At 73.1% G+C, this 21818-nt stretch carries 14 protein-coding genes; 4 read left to right on the top strand and 10 right to left on the bottom strand.

Going from position 1 to position 21818, the window contains the following annotated elements:
- Positions 1-87: 87 nt before the first annotated feature.
- Entirely contained in the window at positions 88-330 is a 243-nt protein-coding gene (locus IE252_RS15855; RefSeq protein ID WP_101389965.1) for a mycoredoxin, read from the top strand.
- 81 nt (positions 331-411) lie between these two features.
- Here the strand turns inward: IE252_RS15855 and nudC are convergent, their stop codons facing one another.
- From nudC to IE252_RS15825, 6 genes are all read right to left on the bottom strand, one after another.
- Positions 412-1392 (bottom strand): NAD(+) diphosphatase, encoded by a 981-nt coding sequence (gene nudC, locus IE252_RS15850; protein ID WP_190090034.1) that lies wholly within the window; start codon positions 1390-1392, stop codon positions 412-414.
- Positions 1393-1467: 75 nt separating this feature from the next.
- Positions 1468-2886 carry a dipeptidase gene (locus tag IE252_RS15845; RefSeq protein WP_190090033.1) on the bottom strand — a complete coding sequence of 473 codons (1419 nt, stop codon included), beginning with the start codon at positions 2884-2886 and terminating at the stop codon, positions 1468-1470.
- A gap of 10 nt (positions 2887-2896) precedes the next feature.
- Positions 2897-6517, bottom strand: coding sequence for an ATP-dependent helicase (locus IE252_RS15840; protein ID WP_229848418.1), 3621 nt, complete (start codon positions 6515-6517; stop codon positions 2897-2899).
- 122 nt (positions 6518-6639) lie between these two features.
- Positions 6640-7536 (bottom strand): hypothetical protein, encoded by an 897-nt coding sequence (locus IE252_RS15835; RefSeq protein WP_190090031.1) that lies wholly within the window; start codon positions 7534-7536, stop codon positions 6640-6642.
- A gap of 87 nt (positions 7537-7623) precedes the next feature.
- Complete coding sequence (locus tag IE252_RS15830) at positions 7624-11127, bottom strand: ATP-dependent helicase (RefSeq protein WP_190090030.1); 3504 nt, start codon at positions 11125-11127, stop codon at positions 7624-7626.
- A gap of 152 nt (positions 11128-11279) precedes the next feature.
- Complete coding sequence (locus IE252_RS15825) at positions 11280-11732, bottom strand: MGMT family protein (protein WP_229848441.1); 453 nt, start codon at positions 11730-11732, stop codon at positions 11280-11282.
- Between the two features lie 221 nt (positions 11733-11953).
- Between IE252_RS15825 and IE252_RS15820 the strand changes: the two genes are divergently transcribed.
- The 3 genes from IE252_RS15820 (at position 11954) to IE252_RS15810 (ending at position 18144) form a co-directional block, all read left to right on the top strand.
- Complete coding sequence (locus tag IE252_RS15820; protein ID WP_229848416.1) at positions 11954-14800, top strand: lysylphosphatidylglycerol synthase transmembrane domain-containing protein; 2847 nt, start codon at positions 11954-11956, stop codon at positions 14798-14800.
- A gap of 81 nt (positions 14801-14881) precedes the next feature.
- On the top strand, positions 14882-16447 hold the full coding sequence (locus IE252_RS15815; RefSeq protein WP_190090028.1) for an alpha/beta hydrolase: 1566 nt from the start codon (positions 14882-14884) through the stop codon (positions 16445-16447).
- Positions 16448-16587: 140 nt separating this feature from the next.
- Entirely contained in the window at positions 16588-18144 is a 1557-nt protein-coding gene (locus tag IE252_RS15810) for an alpha/beta hydrolase (protein WP_190090027.1), read from the top strand.
- Between the two features lie 47 nt (positions 18145-18191).
- Here the strand turns inward: IE252_RS15810 and IE252_RS15805 are convergent, their stop codons facing one another.
- The 4 genes from IE252_RS15805 to IE252_RS15790 form a co-directional block, all read right to left on the bottom strand.
- Entirely contained in the window at positions 18192-18683 is a 492-nt protein-coding gene (locus IE252_RS15805; protein ID WP_190090026.1) for a hypothetical protein, read from the bottom strand.
- Between the two features lie 126 nt (positions 18684-18809).
- Complete coding sequence (gene moeZ / locus IE252_RS15800) at positions 18810-19988, bottom strand: adenylyltransferase/sulfurtransferase MoeZ (protein ID WP_190090025.1); 1179 nt, start codon at positions 19986-19988, stop codon at positions 18810-18812.
- A 63-nt stretch (positions 19989-20051) separates the two neighbouring features.
- Entirely contained in the window at positions 20052-20801 is a 750-nt protein-coding gene (locus IE252_RS15795) for a spherulation-specific family 4 protein (protein WP_190090024.1), read from the bottom strand.
- The gene (locus IE252_RS15790) at positions 20789-21760 is read right to left on the bottom strand and encodes an NAD-dependent epimerase/dehydratase family protein (protein WP_067163749.1); all 972 of its coding nucleotides are present in this window, start codon (positions 21758-21760) and stop codon (positions 20789-20791) included. The genes IE252_RS15795 and IE252_RS15790 overlap by 13 nt, the downstream gene beginning before the upstream one ends.
- Between the last annotated feature and the right edge of the window lie 58 nt (positions 21761-21818).

Here is a 21818-nt window from a genome sequence, read left to right as displayed (position 1 = left end):
TCGCGTACGTTCTCCCCTTGGCACTCAGCCGCTGAGGGCCATCGACCAAGATCCACCCACCGAGCCGAACATGAGGAGTGCGAGAGCATGCCGGGCACTGTGACGATGTACAGCACCACGTGGTGCGGCTACTGCCGCCGGCTGAAGAGCCAGATGGACCGCGAGGGCATCGCGTACAACGAGATCAACATCGAGCAGGACCCGGAGTCGGCGGCGTTCGTCGAGAAGGCCAACGGGGGCAACCAGACGGTGCCGACCGTGCTCTTCGCCGACGGCTCGACGCTGACGAACCCGTCGCTCGCGCAGGTCAAGCAGAAGATAGGCGCCTGAGCCTGAGCTCCACGCGCGCGTAGAGGGCCCCCACCGGCGCGGTGGGGGCCCTCCGTGTGCCGGGGCCCGGAGGCGCCGGGCTCAGTGCGTGGGCCTGGGCAGCGGCTTGCCGTACCAGAGCTCGATGAGGCGGGCCGCGATCGAGATGCCGTACGGCGGCAGGACCTCGCCCGACTCGAAGGCGGCGCGCAGGTCCTCGCGGGAGAACCAGCGGGCCTCGTGGATCTCCTCGCCGTCCACGTTGATCTCGGACGACGTGGCGTGCGCCATGAAGCCGAGCATCAGGCTGGACGGGAACGGCCAGGGCTGGCTGGCGACGTACTCGACCTCGCCGACCGTGACGCCCGCCTCCTCGAAGACCTCGCGGCGCACCGACTGCTCGATGGACTCGCCGGGCTCGACGAAGCCCGCCAGGGTCGAGAAGCGGCCCTCCGGCCAGTGCACCTGGCGGCCGAGCAGCGCGCGGTCCTCGTCGTCCGTGACCAGCATGATCACGGCCGGGTCGGTGCGCGGGTAGTGCTCGGCGCCGCACGCCTGGCAGCGGCGGATGTGGCCGGCGGCCGCGATGACCGTGCGCTCGCCGCAGCGGGAGCAGAAGCGGTGCAGCCGCTGCCAGTTCTCCAGGGCGACCGCGTGGACCATCAGGCCGGTGTCCCGGGGCGACAGGAGCAGCCCGGCCTCGCGCAGGCCCGCCGCGCGGGCGGACTGGTCCATCCGGCCCGGCAGGGAGTCCTTCTGGAGCGCGAAGTAGCTGACGCCGTCGTCGTCGGTGCCCAGGAAGTAGCGGTGGGTCTCGGTGACGGGGGCCTCGAAGGCCGGGGTCATCACCAGTTCCGTACGGCCGTCGGCGGTGTCGTCGATCAGGACCTGACCGCCGGAGACCACGAAGACCCTGGTCGTGGGGTGGCTCCAGGCCGCCGCCAGCCAGGCCTCGTCCAGGCGGTGGTGGGCCGCGCGGTCGATGCCGCTGGCCTCGGTGAGGCTGATGGGCGTGGCGAGGCCGATCGGCCGGTCCGCGGTGGCGTCACTGCTGGTGGTGCTGGTGGTGCTGGTGGTGCTCACAGGTGCTTCCAACTCCCCCGGGTGGATGGGTTCAGCGGTGTTCGTTCGGCGGTGGTGCGGCGGGGCCGCGGCCCTTCACCGCCGTACGGCGGCGAGGTCGCCCCACAGGTGGGCGGTGGTCTCGACGCCCTTGAGGAGGAGGTCGACCTCGACCTTCTCGTTGGGCGCGTGCCAGCCGTCGGACGGGACGGAGATCCCCAGGAAGAGCACCGGCGCGCCGAGCACGTCCTGGAGGTCGGCGGCCGGGCCGGAGCCGCCCTCGCGCGTGAAGCGGATCTTCTGGCCGAAGGCGCGGCCCATGGCCCGTACGACGGACTGCAGCGCCGGGTGGTCCAGCGGCGTCAGACAGGGACGGGTGGCCGCACTGAAGGCGATCTCGTGCCGGATGCCGGCCGGGACCTGGGCGGCGACCCACTCCGTGACCAGCTTCTCGATCCGGTCCGGATCCTGTCCGGCGACCAGCCGGAACGACAGCTTCACCATCGCCGACGACGGGATGATCGTCTTGCCGCCGGGGCCCTGGTAGCCGCCGCCGATGCCGTTGACCTCGGCGGTCGGCCGGGCCCAGACGCGCTCGAGGGTCGAGTATCCGGCTTCTCCTTGGGCGGCACGGGACTTGGCGGTACGCAGCCACTCGGCCTCGTCGAAGGGCAGCTCGGCGACGAGCTCGCGCTCGGCCTCGGTCAGCTCGGCGATGCCGTCGTAGAAGCCGGGCACGGCGACCCGCTCGTCGGCGTCGTGCAGCGCCGCGACCAGACGGGCGGCGGCGGTGGCCGGGTTGGGCACGGCGCCGCCGAAGGAACCGGAGTGGATGTCCTGGTCCGGTCCGTACAGCCGGATCTCGCACTCGGCGAGGCCGCGCATGCCCGTGCACACCGTAGGTGTGTTCTCCGACCACATGCCGGTGTCGGAGACGATCACGGCGTCGGCGGCGAAGCGGTCGGCGTGCGCCTCGACGAGAGCGCGGAAGTTCGGCGAGCCGGACTCCTCCTCGCCCTCGACCAGGAGCTTGAGGTTGACGGCGGGCGCGGTACGGCCGGTGGCGGCGAGGTGCGCCCGCACGCCCAGGGTGTGGAAGAACACCTGGCCCTTGTCGTCGGCCGCGCCCCGCCCGTACAGCCGGCCGTCGCGCAGCTCCGGCTCGAAGGGCTCGGTGTGCCAGCCGTCCTCGCGCGCGGCGGGCTGCACGTCGTGGTGGCCGTAGACGAGCACAGTGGGGGCCTCGGGGTCGCCGGAGGGCCACTCCGCGTAGACGGCCGGGGCGCCCGGGGTCGGGAGGACCTCGGTGACCGGGAAGCCGGTCTCCTTGAGCTTGGCGGCCAGCCAGTCGGCGCTGCGCCGGACGTCGCCGTCGTGCTCGGGCTGGGCCGACACGGACGGGATCCGCAGCCACTGCGCGAGGTCGTCGAGGAAGGCGGCGCGGTGCTGCTCGATGTACGCGCGCACGGTGTCGTCGGCTGCGGTCTGGACGGCGCTGTCCGGGGTCTCGCTCATGCCATTGAGCCTATCCGGCCGCTGGTGGTGGGATGTCCGCCGGTGTCCCGGCCGGGCCGTGCGGGGGCGCGGGGGCGGCCTCCTCGCGCGCGTGCCCGTGCTCGGCCCCGCCGTTGCCCTCTCCCCCTCGCTCCCCCAGCAGGATCCGCTCCAGCTCGGCGCGGCCGGGGAGGCGGGCGGGGCGGACCGTCTCCCCTGTACGTACGTACAGGAAGGCGGCCGTGACGGAGTCCAGCGGGACGCCGTGCTGCTCGGCCCAGGCGAGCCGGTAGACGGCGAGCTGGAGCGGGTCGCCGGTGGCGCCGCGGCCGGTCTTCCAGTCGACGATCTCGTACGTGCCCGGCCGCTCGCCCGGGTACACCGCGTCGATGCGGCCACGGATGACCCGGCCCGCCAGCGTGAGCTGGACCGGCGCTTCGGTGCGGAGCGGGGTGCGCCGGGCGTACGGGGAGCGCTCGAACGCCTCCTTGAGGGCCGCGAGGTCCCGCTCGTCCGCGATGTCGGCGTCGCTCTCGTCGCCGCCGGGGAGCTCGTCGGGGCCGAGCATGGGCAGCGGCAGCTCCTCGAAGCGGGACTCCACCCAGGCGTGGAACCGGGTGCCGCGGCGGGCGGCGGGCTGCGGCGGCTTCGGCATCGGACGGGCCAGCTCCTGGGCGAAGCCGTCCGGGTCGGCGGCCAGTCTCAGCAGGTCGGAGGCGGTGAGCGAGGGCGGCACCAGGACCTCGCGGCTGGTGGCGCGGGCGCGGCGGAGCTCGGTGGTGAGCGCCTCCAGGTCGCGGTCCCAGGACGCGATGGCGCGGCGCTCCTCGGGGGTGAGGACAGGCTCCCGCGGGGCGGAGCCGGTACGGGAGTCCGTACGGGGGCGGGAGGGCTGGGCGGGGACGTCGGCGCGCGCGTGGGCGTCGGCCGGGGCGGGGTGCTCGGCCGGTGCCGGGCGCTGCGTCGGCAGGCTCTCCCAGCCGTCCTCCAGCGCGGAGAGGACATCCAGGTCGTCCGCGTCACCGAAGGCGTCGAAGTCATCCGGGGGGAGCGCGTCGTCCTCGTAGGGGAAGTCGGGCTCGTGGGAGAAGTCGTCCTCCACGCGCGCGTGGGCCGAGTCCTCGTCCTCGCGCGCGTAGTACAGCTCTTCCGCACCGGCCGCCCCCTCCGCGTCCAGGTACGCCAGGACGGTCTCGGCCGCCGCCCGTCGGCGGGCCAGCGACGTGGGGTCGAGCGGGAGCGGCCACGCGTGCGTGGCGGCAGACTCGCTCAGGGCCGGGTTCTCGGCGTCCTCGGCGGGCTTGTCGGCCCAGGCCTCGATCTCGCCGTGGCCCGCCTCGCAGTGGGTGTACAGCGCCTGGAGGAACTCGGACGGGCCGCGCGGCTTCTTCTGGCTCGGGCCCCACCAGTGGCCCGAGCCGAGGAGCAGCGAGCGGGGGCGCGTGAACGTGACGTAGCCCAGCCGCAGTTCCTCGGTGTGCTGGTGCTCCTTCAGCTCCTCCTTGAAGGCCTTGAGGCCCTTGGCGTCCCACTCCGGAGTCGCCGGGAGGGTCGGGGCGTCGCCGCGCAGCGCGTGCGGAAGGACCTTGGCCTGGGCCGTCCAGGCCTCCCGCGACTGGGTGGAGGGGAAGGTTCCGTTGACCAGGCCGGGGACGGCGACCACGTCCCACTCAAGTCCTTTGGACTTGTGGGCGGTGAGCACCTTCACCGTGTTCTCGCCGCCGGGCAGGGCGTTGTCCAGGCCCTTCTCGTACTGGGCGGCGGTGCGCAGGAAGCCGAGGAAGGCAAGGAGCGAGGCCTCGCCGTCGAGGGCCGCGAACCCCGCCGCTATGTCCAGGAAGTTGGCCAGGGTCTCGCGGCGGCGGGCGGCCAGGGCGTGCGGCGAGGCCGAGAGCTCGACCTCCAGGCCGGTGGTGGTGAGCACTCGGTGGAGCACGTCCATGAGCGGGTCGGCGAGCGAGCGGCGCAGATCGCGCAGCTCGGCGGCGAGCCGGGCGAAGCGCACCCGCGCCTCGGCCGAGAACGGCAGCTCGTCGTCCTCGCCGTCGCCCGACTCCAGGAAGGTGTCGAGTGCGTCCGCGAGGGAGATCACCTCGGCCGGGTCGACACCCTCCACGGCGTCCGCGAGCCGCTGGTCCGGATCGTCCGACCCGGCCCGCTCGCGCCGTACGAGATGGCGCGCACGGCGGCCGAGCAGGGCCAGGTCGCGGGGGCCGACGCGCCAGCGCGGGCCGGTCAGGACGCGGACGAGCGAGGCGTTGGCGCCCGGGTCCTGGAGGACTTCGCAGACCGCCACCAGGTCAGCGACCTCGGGCAGGTGGAGCAGCCCGGAGAGGCCGACGACCTCGACGGGGATGTCGCGCGCGACGAGCGCGCCCTGGATCTGCGGGAAGTCGCCCGCGGTCCGGCACAGGACGGCGATCTCGCCGGGCTCCTTGCCAGTGCGGACGAGGTGCGCCAGGGAGTCCGCGAGCCAGTCGATCTCCTCCTGGTGGGTGTCGAGCAGGGCGATGCGGACCGTGCCGTCGCGCTCGGCGCCGGGGGCCGGGCGCAGTGCCTCCACGCCCGCGTGCATCGCGCGCAGCGGCGCGGCCAGCGAGTTGGCGAGGTCGAGCAGACGGCCGCCGCTGCGGCGGTTCTCGCTGAGCGAGTGGCGGGTGGCCGGGCTGCCGTCCCCGTACGGGAAGTGGCGCGGGAAGTCGTCCAGGTTGGCCACCGAGGCGCCGCGCCAGCCGTAGATGGCCTGGCAGGGGTCGCCGACGGCGGTCACCGCGTGTCCGGTCCCCCCGCCGAACAGGGCGGCGAGCAGCCGGCGCTGGGCGACCGAGGTGTCCTGGTACTCGTCGAGCAGCACGACGCGGAACTCGTCGCGCAGGATCCGGCCGACCTCGGGGCGGGTGAGGGCGAGCTCGGCGGAGAGCGCGATCTGGTCGCCGAAGTCGAGCAGGTCACGGGATTTCTTGGCATCCCGGTAACGGACGGTGAGGTCGAGGAGTTCCAGCCGCCCCTCGGCCGCTTCGGGCACCTTGCGCAGATCCGCGTTGCTGAGCCTGGCGCCCTCCAGGGCGCGGAGCAGCTCCCGGTCGTACGCCCGCAGCTCCTCCGGTCGTACGAGGTGCTCGGCGAGCTCCGCGTCCAGCGCCAGCAGGTCGCTGACCAGGGAGGCGAAGGACTTGGTCAGCGCGGGGTACGGACCCGGTGCCTCGCGCAGCACACGGGCCGCGAGCTGGTAGCGGGTGGCGTCCGCGAGCAGCCGGGAGGTGGGCTCGAGCCCTATCCGCAGACCGTGGTCGGTCAGGAGCTGTCCGGCGAACGCGTGGTACGTCGAGATCCGGGGCTCGCCCGGGGGGTTGTCCGGGTCGATCGCGTCCGGGTCGGTGATGCCCGCGCGGACCAGGGCGGTCCGGACGCGCTCGGCGAGCTCGCCCGCGGCCTTGTTGGTGAAGGTCAGTCCGAGGACCTGCTCGGGGGCGACCTGCCCGGTGCCGACCAGCCAGACCACCCGGGCCGCCATCACGGTGGTCTTCCCGGACCCGGCGCCGGCCACGACGACCTGCGGGGCGGGCGGGGCGGTGATGCACGCCGTCTGCTCCGGGGTGAACGGGATGCCGAGGAGCTCCTTGAGCTCTTCGGGGTCGGTGAGGAGGGGCACCCCAGAGAGGCTAACGGGGGCCACTGACAACCGTGGTCCCCGTTAGCGCCGGTGTGACGCTCCCCGCACTCCCGACCGGGGTGCGCCCAGGCGTCAGGCCTTCAATTCGCCGGTCCCGGGCGTCAGGCCTTCAGCTCGCCCGTCCCGCCGGAGCCGGAGCCGGAGCCGCCGCCAGGCTTCATGCCCAGCTTCTCCAGGTCCATGACCTGGTCGGCGGGCGGCGGGGTGATCGTCACCGGCTTGTCGTAGTCACTGAAGGTGACGGTGCCGGGCTCGTCGCCGCCCGTCTCGACGACCTTCAGCAGCCGGGCAGGGCCCTGCTTGGCGACGTACATCGTCACGGCGGAGCCGTCGCTCTTCTTCTTGGTGAGCGTGACGGCGGGCACACCGGCGACGGCGGTGTCGGCGCCCTTGGTCATCCCGGTGCGGTCGCCCTTGTCGTCGTCCATGCCCGCGACGAGGTCGGAGAGCACGCAGAATTGGCCCATGTCGTCGCCGGACGCCTTGCCGCGGCGCTTCTTGGACTTCGTCGGGGCGTCCGCCGGCATCTTCATCCAGCGGCCCTTGAGGACCTCGATCATGGCGTCGGCCTGCCGCTTGGGGGTGCCGTCCTCCTTGGCTATGGCCCGGTAGAACTTCTCGTCGCCCTTCATGTAGAAGGACTTGGCGTCGGCCTTGATCAGGTGGGCAGTGCCGCCCTTGACGGTCGCCCTGCCGGAGCAGTTGCCCTGGCGGGTGACCGAGACCTCGATGGCCATGTGCTCACCGTCGGAGATGCCCGCGCCGGACACCTTCACGGTGTTCGCCGCCTTCGTCACGCCGACCGCCTTCTCGGCGATCGCGTCGGGGGTCATCCCCGCGAACGGGTCCACGGGCGTGGGGGAAGCCGTCGCGGACGGCTTCCGGGCCTCGGAAACGCCCTTGGCCTTGTTGTCACCGTCCTTGCCGCAACCCGCAAGACCGGCGACGGCGGTCGTACCGACCACCGCGACGACCAGAACCTTCCGACTGACCCACATGCGTCTCTCCTCACCAGACCGATGGACCCGCGACATTGTGCGACTGTCGTGGCCCCATCAATACAGCGCCCCCGCCCCCCACATCCGTCACTCCAGTACCTGCCGCCCCTCCGGCTGGGCCGAGCACGACGTACGGAAAGTGCAGTTCGTGCAGTGCTGGCCCGGGTTCGGGGTGAAGTGCTCGTCCAGGACGCGGCCCGCCGCCGTGGCGAGGAGGTCGCCGACCCACTCCCCCGCCAGCGGCTCCTGCGCCTGGACCTTCGGGTACGCCTCACCGCCCTCCTTCTTGGGGGCGGCCTGGCGCAGATGGACCAGCTCGGCGCCGCCGGGCGCGGGGCGCTCACCGGCGAACGCCTCGTCGACCGCGCCCCGCTCGACCGCCAGCTGGTAGACCGCCAGCTGCGGGTGCGCGGCCACCTCGTTCGCGGTGGGCGCCTGCTTGCCGGTCTTGAAGTCGACCACGTAGGCGCGGCCCGCCTCGTCCCGCTCCACCCGGTCCATGGAGCCGCGGATGCGGACCTCGTACTCGCCCGCCTCCAGCGTCACGTCGAAGTCGTGCTCGGTGGCGACGGGGGTGCGGCCCGTCCGGTCGAGCGTGTGCCAGCGCAGGAACCGCTCCAGCGCCACGCGCGCGTTGTTCTTCTCCTGGACAGACTTCCAGGGCGCGTCGAAGGCCAGCGCGTCCCACACCGAGTCCAGCCGTTCCATCAGCACGGCCAGATCGGCGGGCGTACGTCCGGAGGCGACCTCGTCCGCGAGGACGTGCACCACGTTGCCGAAGCCCTGCGCGGCGGACGTGGGCGCGTCGGCCTTCACCTCGCGGCCCAGGAACCACTGCAGGGCGCAGGTGTTGGCGAGCTGGTCGAGGGCGCTGCCGGAGAGCACGACCGGGTGATCGCGGTCGCGCAGGGGAACCGCGGAGCGCGTCGGCTCGTTCAACCCCCACCAGCGGTACGGGTGGGCCGCGGGGACCATGGGCTGGCCCTCGTCGTCGGTGAGGGCCGCGAGGCGGGCGAGGCGGCGGGCGGCGGCGTCCCGCAGCGCCTCGGACGCCTCGGGGTCGACGGTGGTCGCGCGCAGCTCCGCCACCAGCGCGGCGACGGCCAGCGGGCGGCGGGGCCGGCCGGTGACGTCCTTCGGCTCCTCGCCGAGCTCGGCGAGGAAGCGGGAGGGCTGGTCGCCGTCGTCGGCCGGGGCCTTGACCGCCGTCACGACGAGACGGTCGCGCGCGCGGGTGGCGGCGACGTAGAAGAGGCGGCGCTCCTCGGCCAGGAGGGCGCCGGGGGTGAGCGGTTCGGCGAGGCCGTCGCGGCCGATGCGGTCGGCCTCCAGGAGCGAGCCGCGGCGGCGCAGATCGGGCCAGAGGCCTTCCTGGACGCCCGCGACGACGACCAGGCTCCACTCCAGGCCCTTGGAGCGGTGGGCGGTCATGAGGCGTACGGCGTCGGGGCGCACGGCGCGGCGGGTGAGGGTGTCGGCGGCGATGTCCTGGGCGTCGACCTCCTCCAGGAAGTTGAGCGCGCCCCGGCCCCCGGTGCGCTCCTCGGCGCGCGCCGCGGTGTCGAACAGCGCGCACACCGCGTCCAGGTCGCGGTCGGCGTTGCGTCCGGCCGTGCCGCCGCGCAGCGCCGCGCGCTCCAGGCGCTGCGGCCACGGGGTGCCGCTCCACAGCTCCCACAGGGCCTCGGCCGCGGTGCCGCCGCCCTCCAGGAGCTCGCGGGCCTTGCGCAGCAGCGCGCTCAGGCGCTGGGCGCCCCGGGCGTACGCGGGGTCGTGCGCGACGAGCCGCTCGGGCTCGGCGAGCACGCGCGCGAGGAGGACGTCGGAGGGCGGTGGCACCCGGTTGCCCGCCGCCCGCTCCTCGTCGCGCAGGGCGCGGCCGAGGCGGCGGATGTCGGCGCTGTCCATGCCGCCGAGGGGCGAGGTGAGCAGGTCGAGGGCGGTCTCGGGGTCGAGCCAGGTGGGCGGGGTGTGATCGGCGGAACCGCCGTCATGTGCCGAACCGCCACCGCCGGCGGCAGCGTCGCCGCCCTCCGCCGTCTCACCGTCGGCCGCCTGGCCGTCGACTACCGCGCCGCCGTCATCCGCCGTGGGGGCGTCGCCTGCCGCGTCGGCCTCACCCGTGGAGCCGACGCCCCCCTCCGCCGCACCCAGCAGCGCCGCCGTCGCCACCGCCCGCAGGGCCGTCAGCAGCGGCGTCACCGCGGGCTCATGGCGCAGCGGGATGTCCGTGCCGTCCACCTCCACCGGGACGCCCGCCGACGTCAGGGCGCGGCGCAGCGCGGGCAGGGCGCGGGTGCCGGCGCGGGTCAGGACCGCCATGTCGTGCCACGGAACGCCCTCTTCCAGATGGGCGCGCCGGACGATGTCCGCGATGTTCTCCAGCTCCGTGGAGGCCGTCGGGTAGGTGTACGCCTCGACGCGTCCGCCCGCGCGTACCGCCGCGAGCTCGCGGTGGGCCCGTGCCTTCTCCGACGGCAGACGCGGCATCGGCATCCGCCGGGTCAGCAGCCGGGTCGCTGCGAGGAGCGCCTCGCCGGAGCGGCGCGACGTCGTCAGCACCTCGACCGGCGCCGGAGTGCCATCGGCGCGCCGAAACGTGTCCGGAAAGTCGAGGATCCCGTTGACGTCGGCGCCCCGGAACGCGTAGATCGACTGGTCCGGGTCGCCGAAGGCGACCAGCGTGCGGCCACCGCCCGCGAGGGCCCGCAGCAGGCGGACCTGAGCCGGGTCGGTGTCCTGGTACTCGTCCACGAACACCACGTCGTACGCATCGGCCGGAGCGGGCCCGTACGACGGGGCGGAGGAGGAGACGTGGGACGAGGTGCCGGAGTGCGGGGCGCGCTCGGCGAGCAGCACCGCCCGGTGGACCAGCTCGGCGTAGTCCAGTACGCCCTGGAGGTCGAGGACGTCGAGATATTCGGCCAAGAACGCGGCCGCCGCACGCCAGTCGGGGCGGCCGGTGCGCCGGGCGAAGTCGGCCAGCGAGTCCGGTGCCAGGCCCAGCTCGCGGCTGCGGGCGAGCACCGCGCGGACCTCGTCGGCGAAGCCGCGCGTGGTCAGACAGGCGCGCAGCTCGTCGGGCCAGCGGATGGGGGCGAGCCCCTCGCGCTCCAGGCCGAGCTGACCGGCCAGCAGATCGCGTACGGCCACGTCCTGCTCGGGGCCGGACAGCAGGCGCAGCGGCTCGGCGAACAGGTCGGCGTCCTGGTGGGCGCGGACCAGGGCGTAGCAGTAGGAGTGGAAGGTGGTGGCCTGCGGGCCCCGGGTGCCGCCGAGCCGCAGCGCCATGCGGTCGCGGAGCTCCACCGCGGCCTTGCGGCTGAAGGTGAGGACGAGGATCCGCTCGGGGTCGGTCCCGGCGGCCACTCTGGCCGCGACGGCCTCGACGAGCGTCGTGGTCTTGCCGGTGCCCGGCCCGGCGAGGACCAGCAGCGGCCCCCGGCCGTGGTCAACCACCGCCCGCTGACGTGCGTCCAGCAAAGGGGGGTCCACCGGCCTCAACGGGGTACGTACCAGTCGGTACGCGCCGGCGGACCGCCGTCGTACCTGGGGGTACGTCGTACGCCCGGTGAAGGAGGAGGAGCTCACGTGGATCGCCGGTCCTGGTGGGTGTGCTGGTGATGAGGGTGCGGACGGGGGCCGTGCCGACTGTCGACGGTACGCCGAAGCGCGCCCGGCACGCAGCGAGTCATCCGTACGGGCCTGCGGCCGCCCCCGGTGGCGCCCGATGGCCGAAGCTGTCAGATATGAGCCGCCCCGCCGCCGACCTCGCGCTCCGCGCCCGCCGCGCGCGCGGCCGGTATGTCCCCGGCGCGCCCGGAACGACCCCCCGCGCCCTCGCCGTCCTCCGCGCCGCCGTCCCAGCGCGCCCGGCGCATGTCGAGGCGCGGCAGATGGCCCTCGGCGGCCCGGCTCGCCTCGCGCAGCGGCGTGGCCTCGTCCCGGTAGTGGCCGAGGGCGCGCAGCTCGTGGCCCGGCAGCAGCGCCCCGTCCGCGCGCACCACGCGCCACCAGGGCGCGGCGGCGCCGTACAGCGCCATGACGCGGCCGACCTGGCGCGGGCCGCCCTCGCCCAGCCATTCGGCGACGTCCCCGTACGTCATCACCCGGCCGGGCGGGATCTGCTCGGCGACGTCCAGGACCCGTTCGGCATACTCCGGGAGTTCCGGAAGCTCATCGCTCACCCTGTCCATCCTGCCGTACGCCACCGACAGTGGACCGGGAAGCAGGCGCCCCTTGACCGCGCGCACCATGGCCACAGGGCGTGCACCGCACGGCGTACGCCCTCTCGACGCACCCTGATGCCCCCCTGCGGGGCCTGGTCATGCCACCATCATGCGGGCGGTGACCGGTGATACGAGAGCACGAAGACCAGACCGGCGAGACAGCGGACCAGACGGCGAAGGAGCGGGGCGTGCAGCCACCCGAAGCGGCGGCCGGCAGCTCCCCGGAGACGGGGGCGCGCTCCGACGTACCCGCTTCCGGCGCGAAGGCCGCGCCCGCGCCCGGCGCCAGGCCCTCGACCGTGGCCCCCTCCGGCGCCACGGCCACCTCCGCGCTGCGCGAGGCGGCGGAGAAGGAGTCCGGGTCCGGCTTCGAGGCCTGTGAGGCTTCGGCCTCCATCGAGCGCGTCTCGGTGGACGAACCGCTGCTCCCCGCGCGCGTGCACCGCCCCTCCGACCTCGTACGGCTGATCAGCGGCGTACTGGCCATCGCGATCGTGCTCACCATCGCCGCCATCGCCCACCACACCACGTCCGGCCTCGAACAGGACATCAGCAAGGGCTCCGACCAGGCTCCGGACGTACTGATCCGGCTGGCCGGTCTGGTCTCCTCCATCGCCGTGCTGATCCTGCCGGTCGCCTTCGCCATCGAGCGGCTGATCAAACGCGACGGGCTGCGCATCGCGGACGGTGTGCTCGCGGCCGTGCTCGCCCACGGCGCCGCCCTCGCCACCGACCTCTGGGTGGCCAAGTCGGCGCCCGACTCGATCACCAGCGCGCTCACCCAGCAGTCCGGCTCGGGCGGTCTCACCGACCCCGTGCACGGCTATCTCGCCCCGGTCATCGCCTATATGACGGCCGTCGGCATGGCCCGCAGACCGCGCTGGCGGGTCGCCCTGTGGGCGGTCCTGCTGCTCAACTCGTTCGCCGTGCTCGTCGGCGGCCAGACGACCGCCTTCTCGATCCTCGTCACGGTCCTGATCGGCTGGACGGTCGCCTACGGAACGCTGTACGCGGTGGGCTCGCCCAACGTCCGGCCCACCGGCCAGACCCTCCTCGCCGGACTGCGGAACGTGGGCTTCCGGCCGCTCACCGCGATGCGCGCCGAGGACGTCCCGGACTCCATGGAGCAGGGCGACCGGGGCCGACGCTACTTCGTGACCCTGGAGGACGCGCCGCCGCTCGACGTCACCGTCGTCGACCGCGAGCAGCAGGCCCAGGGCTTCTTCTACCGGGTGTGGCGGCGCCTGACCCTGCGCTCCATCACCACCCGCCGCTCCATCCAGTCGCTGCGCCAGGCCCTGGAGCAGGAGGCGCTGCTCGCGTACGCGGCGATCGCGGCCGGGGCGCACGCGCCCAAGCTCATCGCCACCTCCGAGCTCGGCCCGGACGCCGTGATGCTGGTGTACGAGCACACCGGCGGGCGCTCCCTGGACTCGCTGGCCGACGAGGAGATCACCGACGAGCTGATGCGCAGCGCCTGGCGGCAGGTGCGCGCGCTCCAGTCGCGGCGCATCGCCCACCGCCGGCTCGCGGGGGACGCGATCCTGGTGGATCGTTCCGGCACGGTCATCCTCACGGATCTGCGCGGCGGCGAGATCGCGGCCGGCGACGTGGTCCTGCGCATGGACATCGCGCAGCTCCTGGTCACCCTGGGGCTGCGGGTCGGCGCCGAGCGCGCGGTGGCCGCCGCCGTCGACGTGCTCGGCCCGGACACCGTCGCCGACAGCCTGCCGCTGCTCCAGCCGATCGCGCTGAGCCGCACCACGCGCGCGACGCTGCGCCGCCTGGCGCGCGAGCAGGCGCAGCGCGAGCGCGAGGCCGTCATCGAGGCCTCGCTCGCGGCCAAGGAGGCACGGGCCGCCGAGGCGGCCCAGGCCAGGCAGCGCGAGGCGGAAGCCAGCGTCCCCGAGCAGCCGTCGGCCGCCGGGGAGGAGCGCAAGGCCGTACGGGCCGAGAACAAGGCCGTGCGCGCCGAGAAGAAGGCCGAGAAGGAGGCCATCGACGAGGCCCTGGAGAACGCGCGCGAGGACGATCTGCTCACCCAGATCCGCGCCCAGGTGCTGCTGATCCGCCCGCAGGCACCGGTGGAGCCGGTGCGCCTGGAGCGCATCAAGGTGAAGACCCTGCTGACGTTCGTCGCCGGTGCCATCGCCGCGTACTACCTGCTGGTGCAGATCACCCACATCAAGTTCGGCGATCTCGTCGCGAACGCGCAGTGGGGCTGGGTGGCGGCGGCCGTGCTCTTCTCGGCGCTCTCCTATCCGGCGGCGGCGGCGAGCCTGCTGGGCTTCGTGCCCGAGAAGGTGCCCTTCGGACGGGCCGTGATCGCGCAGGTCGCGGGCTCGTTCGTGAAGCTGGTCGCCCCGGCGGCGGTCGGCGGCGTGGCCCTGAACACCCGCTTCCTCCAGCGCGCCGGGGTCCGCCCCGGCCTCGCGGTGGCGAGCGTGGGCGCGTCCCAGCTCTTCGGGCTCGCCTCGCACATCTCGCTGCTGCTGGTCTTCGGCTATGTCACGGGCACCGAGAAGACGCCGGACCTGTCGCCGTCCCGGACCGTGATCGCGGGTCTGCTCACGGCCGCCGTGCTGATCCTGGTGGTCACCGCCATCCCCTTCCTGCGGAAGTTCGTGGTCACCCGGGTCCGGTCGCTGTTCGCCGGAGTGGTGCCGCGCATGCTGGACGTACTCCAGCGGCCGCAGAAGCTGCTCACCGGCATCGGCGGAATACTGCTGATCACCGGCACCTTCGTGATGTGTCTGGACGCGTCCATCCGGGCCTTCGGCTCCGGCGACAACACCCTCAGCTACGCGAGCGTCGCGGTGGTCTTCCTCACCGCCAACGCGCTGGGATCGGCCGCCCCGACGCCGGGCGGTGTCGGCGCGGTCGAGCTGGCGCTCTCCACGGCCCTGACCATCGCGGGCCTGCCGGCCGAGACGGCGGCCTCCGCCGTGCTGCTCTACCGGCTGCTCACCTTCTGGCTGCCGGTGCTGCCGGGCTGGCTGTGCTTCAACTACCTGACCCGCAGGGGCGAGCTCTGACGGACCCGCGCAGGGGCCCCGGCCACCCGCATGGCCTGCGGTTTCGCGCGGGTCCCGGCCGACGGGCCCACGATGGGAGGCATGGAGAACTCCGCCGCCCTGCGTGCCGCCTCTCTCGCCACCGCCACCGCCGCCCTGCTGCTCGCCGCCACCGGGTGCTCCGACAGCGGGACCAAGGAGTCGTCCCCGGCCAAGGCGTCGGCGCTCGCCTCCCAGAAGCTGGACTGGAAGAAGTGCGGCGCGCCCTCCCCGGCGGAGGGGAACGGGGACGCGCCCTCGCCGCCGCCCGGCGGGGGCGAGTGGAAGTGCGCCACCATGCGCGTGCCCCTCGACTACGACAAGCCCGACGCCGGGTCGGTGGAGCTCGCGCTCATCCGGGCCGAGGCCCGTGACAAGGACAAGCGGATCGGGTCGCTGATCTTCAACTTCGGCGGGCCGGGCGGCTCCGGGGTGACCACCCTGCCCGCCGCCGCGGGCGACTACGACAAACTCCGGTCCCGCTACGACCTGGTGAGCTTCGACCCGCGCGGGGTCGGCGCCAGCGCGCCCGTGCAGTGCGAGAGCGACAGCCAGCTGGACCGCTACTTCGCGCAGGACTTCACGCCGGACGACGCGGCCGAGGAGAAGTCCCTGACCGACAACATGAAGTCGTTCGCCGCGACCTGCCAGTCCAACTCGGGGCGGGTCCTGCCCCATGTCGGCACCACCAGCGCCGCGCGCGACATGGACCTGATGCGCCAGGTCCTGGGCGACGACAAGCTGTACTACTTCGGCATCTCCTACGGGACCGAACTGGGCGGGGTGTACGCCCACTTGTTCCCCCAGAACGTCGGCCGGGCCGTCTTCGACGCCGTCGTCGACCCCACCAGCACCTCCGAGCAGGGCGCGCTGGGGCAGGCCAAGGGCTTCCAGCTCGCCCTGGACAACTTCGCCCAGGACTGCGTGGACCGGGGCGACCGGTGCAAGCTGGCCGGGGCGAACGTGAAGGAGGTCGAGGCCGTCATCGTCAAGCTGCTGACCGGCCTCGACAAGCAGCCCATCCCGGGCAGCGGCACCCGCATGCTGACGCAGACCGAGGCGACCAACGGCATCGCCCAGGCGCTCTACTCCAAGGAGTACTGGCAGCTCCTGGAGGAGGGCGTGGACGAGGCGGAGGGCGGGAACGGCGCCCTCCTCCTCGCCCTGTCCGACGCGATGAACGGCCGGGCCAAGGACGGTACCTACAGCAACATCCAGGCGGCCAACACCGCCATCAACTGTGCTGATTTCAAGGACCGCTACTCACTGGACCAAACGAAGGCCAAGCTGCCCGAGTTCCGCAAGGCGTCCGCCGTTTTCGGCGACTTCCTCGGCTGGGGCATGCTGGGCTGCACCGCCTGGCCCGTGCCCGGCCAGTGGAGCACCCCTGACGTGAGCGCACCGGGCGCGGCGCCGATCGTGGTCGTCGGCAACACCGGCGATCCGGCCACGCCGTACGAGGGCGCCAAGCACATGGCGGAGAAGCTCGGGCCGGGCGTCGGGGTGGAGCTGACGTACAAGGGGCAGGGGCACGGGGCGTACAACAGCGGCAGCAAGTGCGTGCAGGATGCGGTGAACACGTATCTGCTGGACGGCAAGGCCCCGGCGGCCGGGACGGTCTGCCAGTAGCCCGGGCGGGCTCGTGGCCCGCGTCGGACGGGCTCCGGGCCGGTGCCGGGCGGGCTCGCGGGGGCGTTGTCAGTGGGCCCGCCTACGATGACCGGACTTGATTCACTCGGTCCATTCACTCGGCCCGCGGGGGGGCGTCCATGAACGGTCTTGTACGTGTACGGGCAGGAGCACTAGCTGCCGTCGCCGTGCTGGCGGCGGGGCTCCTGGCGGGCTGCGACTCCGGCGGGAAGGACTCGGACGCCACAGCCCCGCCGAAGAGCACGGCCTCCGCCGCGCCGACGCGGAGCACGGACGACAAGGCGCGGGCGCTTCCGGACGCGCTCACCGGGCAGCGGCCGCAGTGGAGTTCGTGCAAGAGCTCCGGGTGGCAGTGCGCCGAGGTCAAGGTGCCGCTGGACTACGCGAAACCGGCCGGTGACACCATTTCGATCGCGCTCGTGCGCAAGCAGGCGCGCGACAAGGACAAGCGGATCGGCTCGCTGCTCTTCAACTTCGGCGGCCCCGGCGGCTCGGGCGTCGACATCCTGCCCCGGGCCGCGAGCACCTACCGCTCCCTCAACGCCCGCTACGACCTGGTCGGTTTCGACCCGCGCGGCGTCGCCCAGAGCTCCGGCGTGGTGTGCCGCGACGACAAGGAGCAGGCGGACGCCGAGCGGCGGATCGACGCCACCCCGGACACCCCGGCCGAGGAGGCGGCCTTCCTCAAGGACGGCGCCGACTTCGGCGCGGGCTGCGCCCGCCGCTCCGGGAAGGTCCTGCCGTATGTGGCGACGAGCAACGCGGCCCGGGACATGGACCTGCTCCGCCAGGTCCTCGGCGACGCGAAGCTCAACTACTTCGGAATATCGTACGGAACCGAACTGGGCGGCACCTACGCCCACTTGTTCCCCCACAACGTGGGGCGGACCGTGCTGGACGCGGTGGTCGACCCGACCGCCGACACGGTGGGCCACGCCCGGAACCAGGCCACCGGCTTCCAGCGGGCGCTCGACGACTACCTGAAGTCGACCGGCCAGGAGCCGAAGGCGGGCACCGAGCGGATCGCGAAGCTCCTGGCGCGGCTCGACGAGCGGCCCCTGCCCACGTCCAGCGGACGCAAGCTCGACCAGACCCTGGCACTGACCGGCATCGTCATGCCGCTGTACTCGAAGGAGAGCTGGCCCTACCTCACCCAGGCGCTCGCGGAGGTCCAGGAGCGCGGCACCGGCAATCTGCTGCTCGCGATGGCCGACTCGTACAACGACCGCTCCAAGAGCGGGCGTTACGGGACGCAGAGCCACTCGCAGCGGGCGATCTCCTGCGACGACAGCAAGGCCCGGCCGACCGCCGCGCAGGCGCGGGCGCTGCTGCCGGAGTTCCGGAGGATATCGCCGGTCTTCGGGGAGTTCCTGGCCTGGGACACGGCCGGCTGGTGTGCGAACTGGCCGGTGCCGGGCGAGCGCGATGTGCCGGAGGCGAGCGCCCCGGGGGCGGGTCCGGTCCTGGTGGTGGGCACCACCGGCGACCCGGCGACCCCGTACGAGGGCGCGAAGAAGATGGCGGACAAGCTGGGCACGGGAGTGGGGGTGCTGCTGACCAACAAGGGCGAGGGCCACGGCGCGTACACCGAGGGCAACACCTGTGTGATGCGGACCGTCGACGCCTATCTGCTGGACGGCAAGGTCCCGGCGAACGGGACCGTCTGCTCGTCCTAGCGGGCGCGGACCGGGAGCGGCCGGGCCTCGGTCCGGCCGGGCGGCCGTCAGGCCTGGGCGCGCTTGAGGGTGCGCAGGATCAGCCACTGGTCGCCCCAGGCCATCGCCGTGCCCAGCACCGCCATCACGATGCCGACGGTGAGGCTGCCGCTCGCCGCGCCCATCGCGAGGCCGGCGAAGCCCAGGCCGAACCGGACCGCGAAGCGGACGCCGAGCAGACCGAGGGCGAGCAGGCGGGTGCGCTTGTTCTTCCAGAGCGCCCGCATGTAGCGCATCCGGGCGCGGAGCACGGTGAGCGTGAGCGCGATGTTCAGGGCGGCCACGACCGGGATCAGCCAGTAGACCACCGGGTAGGCGCGGGCGATGTCGAAGACCCCGGCGAAGCAGCCGACCAGCGGGAAGTACCAGGTGGGCAGGCCCTTGATCTCCGGCTGCGCCGTGGCCGCGGCCTGCGCCGAGATCTCGACGTGCGCCTCAATCTCCGTGCGGACCTCGGCTCCAACAGTGCGGACCTGGTTCTCGATTGCCACCGTGCTCATCACAGTGCCCCCTTCGCTCGCGCTCTCTCGCTGACAAGAAAGAGCTTCGCTCAGGGGGCACCGACCACGGCAGAGATGACCGTCCCGGGTCCCGCAGGACAAATGTCCTACGGGCCGGGACCGGGATCAGTAGACGGGCTTCTCCGGCTCGATCTGGTTGACCCAGCCGATCACGCCGCCGCCGACGTGGACCGCGTCCGCGAAGCCCGCGGACTTCAGGACCGCGAGCACCTCGGCCGAGCGGACGCCCGTCTTGCAGTGCAGCACGATGCGCCGGTCCTGCGGCAGGTCCTGGAGGGCGTTGCCCATCAGGAACTCGTTCTTCGGGATCAGCTTGGCGCCCGGGATCGAGACGATCTCGTACTCGTTCGGCTCGCGGACGTCGATGATCTCGATCTTCTCGTCGGCGTCGATCCACTCCTTGAGCTGCCGGGGAGTGATCGTCGAGCCGAGCGCCGCCTCCTGGGCCTCCTCGGACACGACGCCACAGAAGGCCTCGTAGTCGATGAGCTCGGTGACGGTCGGGTTGGCGCCGCAGACCGCGCAGTCGGGGTCCTTGCGGACCTTCACCTGGCGGTACTGCATCTCCAGGGCGTCGTAGATCATCAGTCGGCCGACCAGCGGCTCGCCGACGCCCGCGAGGACCTTGATCGCCTCGGTGACCTGGATGGAGCCGATGGACGCGCAGAGCACGCCCAGGACGCCGCCCTCGGCGCAGGAGGGGACCATGCCCGGCGGCGGGGGCTCCGGGTACAGGCAGCGGTAGCAGGGGCCGTACTCGGACCAGAAGACCGAGGCCTGGCCGTCGAACCGGTAGATCGAGCCCCACACGTACGGCTTGTTGAGCAGCACGCACGCGTCGTTGACGAGGTACCGGGTGGCGAAGTTGTCCGTGCCGTCGACGATCAGGTCGTACTGGCTGAAGATGTCCATCACGTTCTCGGCTTCGAGCCGCTCTTCGTGCAGGACCACGTTCACGTACGGGTTGATCCCCAGGACCGAGTCCTTGGCGGACTCGGCCTTGGAGCGGCCGATATCGGCCTGGCTGTGGATGATCTGGCGCTGCAGGTTCGACTCGTCGACCTCGTCGAACTCGACGATGCCGAGCGTGCCGACACCGGCGGCGGCCAGGTACATGAGGGCCGGCGAGCCGAGGCCGCCGGCGCCCACACAGAGCACCTTGGCGTTCTTCAGCCGCTTCTGCCCGTCCATCCCGACATCGGGAATGATCAGGTGGCGCGAGTACCTGCGGACCTCGTCTACGGTGAGCTCGGCGGCCGGCTCGACCAAGGGTGGCAGCGACACGGAAACTCCGTCGGTCGGTATGTCAGTACGGTTGTTCTTCCCGCAACACTGCCACGCCGCTTCTCATTCCGAGATACCCGGTCCGATACGCGAGACGATTTCGTCCCAGTAGCCGGGCAGTGTCTCGAATGGGTTCATTTGTCCCCCGGCGTCTCCCCGGTCGGTGAAGTAGATCGTCCCCGCGCCCTGCCAGCGGGCGATCCGCAGGGCCTCGTCGAGGTGGGTGCGGGGCACCCCGTGGACGAAGTGGCAGAAGCGCTCCGCCGGGTAGTCGGCGGTCCACTCGGCCACCTGCGACCACCGGTACTCGTTCCACGGTCCGGTGAAGGTGACCAGCTGGTCGGCGGTCTCCGCGTAGCCCGGGTACGGGTGGGCGCCCTGGCCGAGGACCAGGTGGGCGCCCTCGCGCAGGGCTCTCAGGGTCGAGACCGTGCGCCGCACCTCCGGCAGCGCGTCCCGGTCCGTGGGACAGCGGTCCAGCAGGAAGCCGTCGACGCGGTACCAGTCGAGGAAGCGGTGCGCGTCGGAGATCTGCTCGCCGAAGGGGCGGGTCCCGTACGCGGTGTCGAGGTGGCCGAGGACCCGGATGCCCGCGTTGCGCAGCTTCCCGGCGGCTTCCAGGCAGTGCGGGTCGGGGCGGGTGCCCGGGCCGTCGGCGACGTTCAGGACCGCCCAGTGCAGCGGGGTGCCCGGGCGGGTCAGCTCGGCCCACTCGACCGGGGCGACCAGGGGGTGCGCGCAGCCGGGGACGCCGAACCCGAGCCGTCCCGAGGTCGCCGCGCGCGGGGCGCCGGTGGTGGTCAGATGCGGCACGCCGCCTCCATCCAGATGTCCGCGAGGGACTCCTCCAGGTTGATGCGGGGCCGCCAGCCGAGCCGGTCGCGCGCGGTGCGGACGTCGGCCTGCTGCCAGCTGCCGCAGCCGTCGGGGTACGGGGCCGGGGAGGCCGCCAGATGCTCCAGGACGGCGTCTGCGGACGGGCGGGGGGCGCCGATGACTCCCGGCCGCAGGCCCGGCCCGGCGTCCAGTTCGTGCAGCGCGCCGCCGTATCCGGCGACCCGGGCGAGGACGGCGGCCGCGTCGCGCAGCTTCACCGAGCGGCCGGTCCCGATGTTGACGACGCCCTGGGCGGCGGAGAGGGAGGCGGCGTGGACGGCGCGGGCGACGTCGCGGACGTCCACGAAGTCGCGCTGCACACCGAGCCCGGCGAGTTTGAGTTCGCCGTCGCCTGACTGCATGGCCCGGCGCATCGCCTCGGCGAGGCGGCCGAGCGGGGACCCGGCGGGGGTGCCGGGCCCGACCGGGGAGAAGACCCGCAGCACGATGGCGTCCAGGCCGGAGCCGAGGACCAGCTCGGTCCCGGCGAGTTTGCTCACGCCGTACGGGCCGCCGGGGCGCGGCACGGCGTCCTCGGCGGTGGAGGACCCCGGCTGCGAGGGCCCGTATTCGGAGGCGCAGCCGAGCTGGACGAGGCGGGCGCCGCAGCCGCTGCGGCGCAGGGCCTCGCAGACGGTGGCGACGGCGACCGTGTTGTGCCGGGTCAGTTCGCGGGCGCCGCCGCGGGTGGCGCCCGCGCAGTTGATCACGACCCCGGGGTGGACGGCGTCCAGGAAGCGGGTCAGGGCTCCCGGGCTGCCGGAGGCGAGGTCGAACCGGACGTCGGCGTCGTCGCCGCGCCCGAGCGCGGTGAGCTGGACGGCCGGGTCGGCGAGCAGTCGGTCGGCGACGAAACGGCCCAGATATCCGTTGGCACCGAGCAGTAGCACCCTCATCGCACGGCCTTTCCGTGCGGTCGGCAGGAGGCCGGGGGCAGGGCGGTCATGTGTCTCG

It is taken from the genome of Streptomyces melanogenes (assembly GCF_014649795.1).
GTDB classification, from domain to species: Bacteria; Actinomycetota; Actinomycetes; order Streptomycetales; family Streptomycetaceae; genus Streptomyces; species Streptomyces noboritoensis.
The sequence above is the reverse complement of the archived record's forward strand: the minus strand, read 5'-3'. Positions and strand labels throughout refer to the sequence as shown.

Excerpts from the sequence above, each read along its gene's own strand:
- IE252_RS15790 (WP_067163749.1), bottom strand. The coding sequence starts at position 21,760 with ATGAGGGTGCTACTGCTCGGTGCCAACGGATATCTGGGCCGTTTCGTC.
- IE252_RS15805 (WP_190090026.1), bottom strand. The coding sequence starts at position 18,683 with ATGAGCACGGTGGCAATCGAGAACCAGGTCCGCACTGTTGGAGCCGAG.
- IE252_RS15855 (WP_101389965.1), top strand. The coding sequence starts at position 88 with ATGCCGGGCACTGTGACGATGTACAGCACCACGTGGTGCGGCTACTGC.
- IE252_RS15835 (WP_190090031.1), bottom strand. The coding sequence starts at position 7,536 with ATGTGGGTCAGTCGGAAGGTTCTGGTCGTCGCGGTGGTCGGTACGACC.
- IE252_RS15815 (WP_190090028.1), top strand. The coding sequence starts at position 14,882 with ATGGAGAACTCCGCCGCCCTGCGTGCCGCCTCTCTCGCCACCGCCACC.
- IE252_RS15845 (WP_190090033.1), bottom strand. The coding sequence starts at position 2,886 with ATGAGCGAGACCCCGGACAGCGCCGTCCAGACCGCAGCCGACGACACC.
- IE252_RS15810 (WP_190090027.1), top strand. The coding sequence starts at position 16,588 with ATGAACGGTCTTGTACGTGTACGGGCAGGAGCACTAGCTGCCGTCGCC.
- IE252_RS15825 (WP_229848441.1), bottom strand. The coding sequence starts at position 11,732 with ATGGACAGGGTGAGCGATGAGCTTCCGGAACTCCCGGAGTATGCCGAA.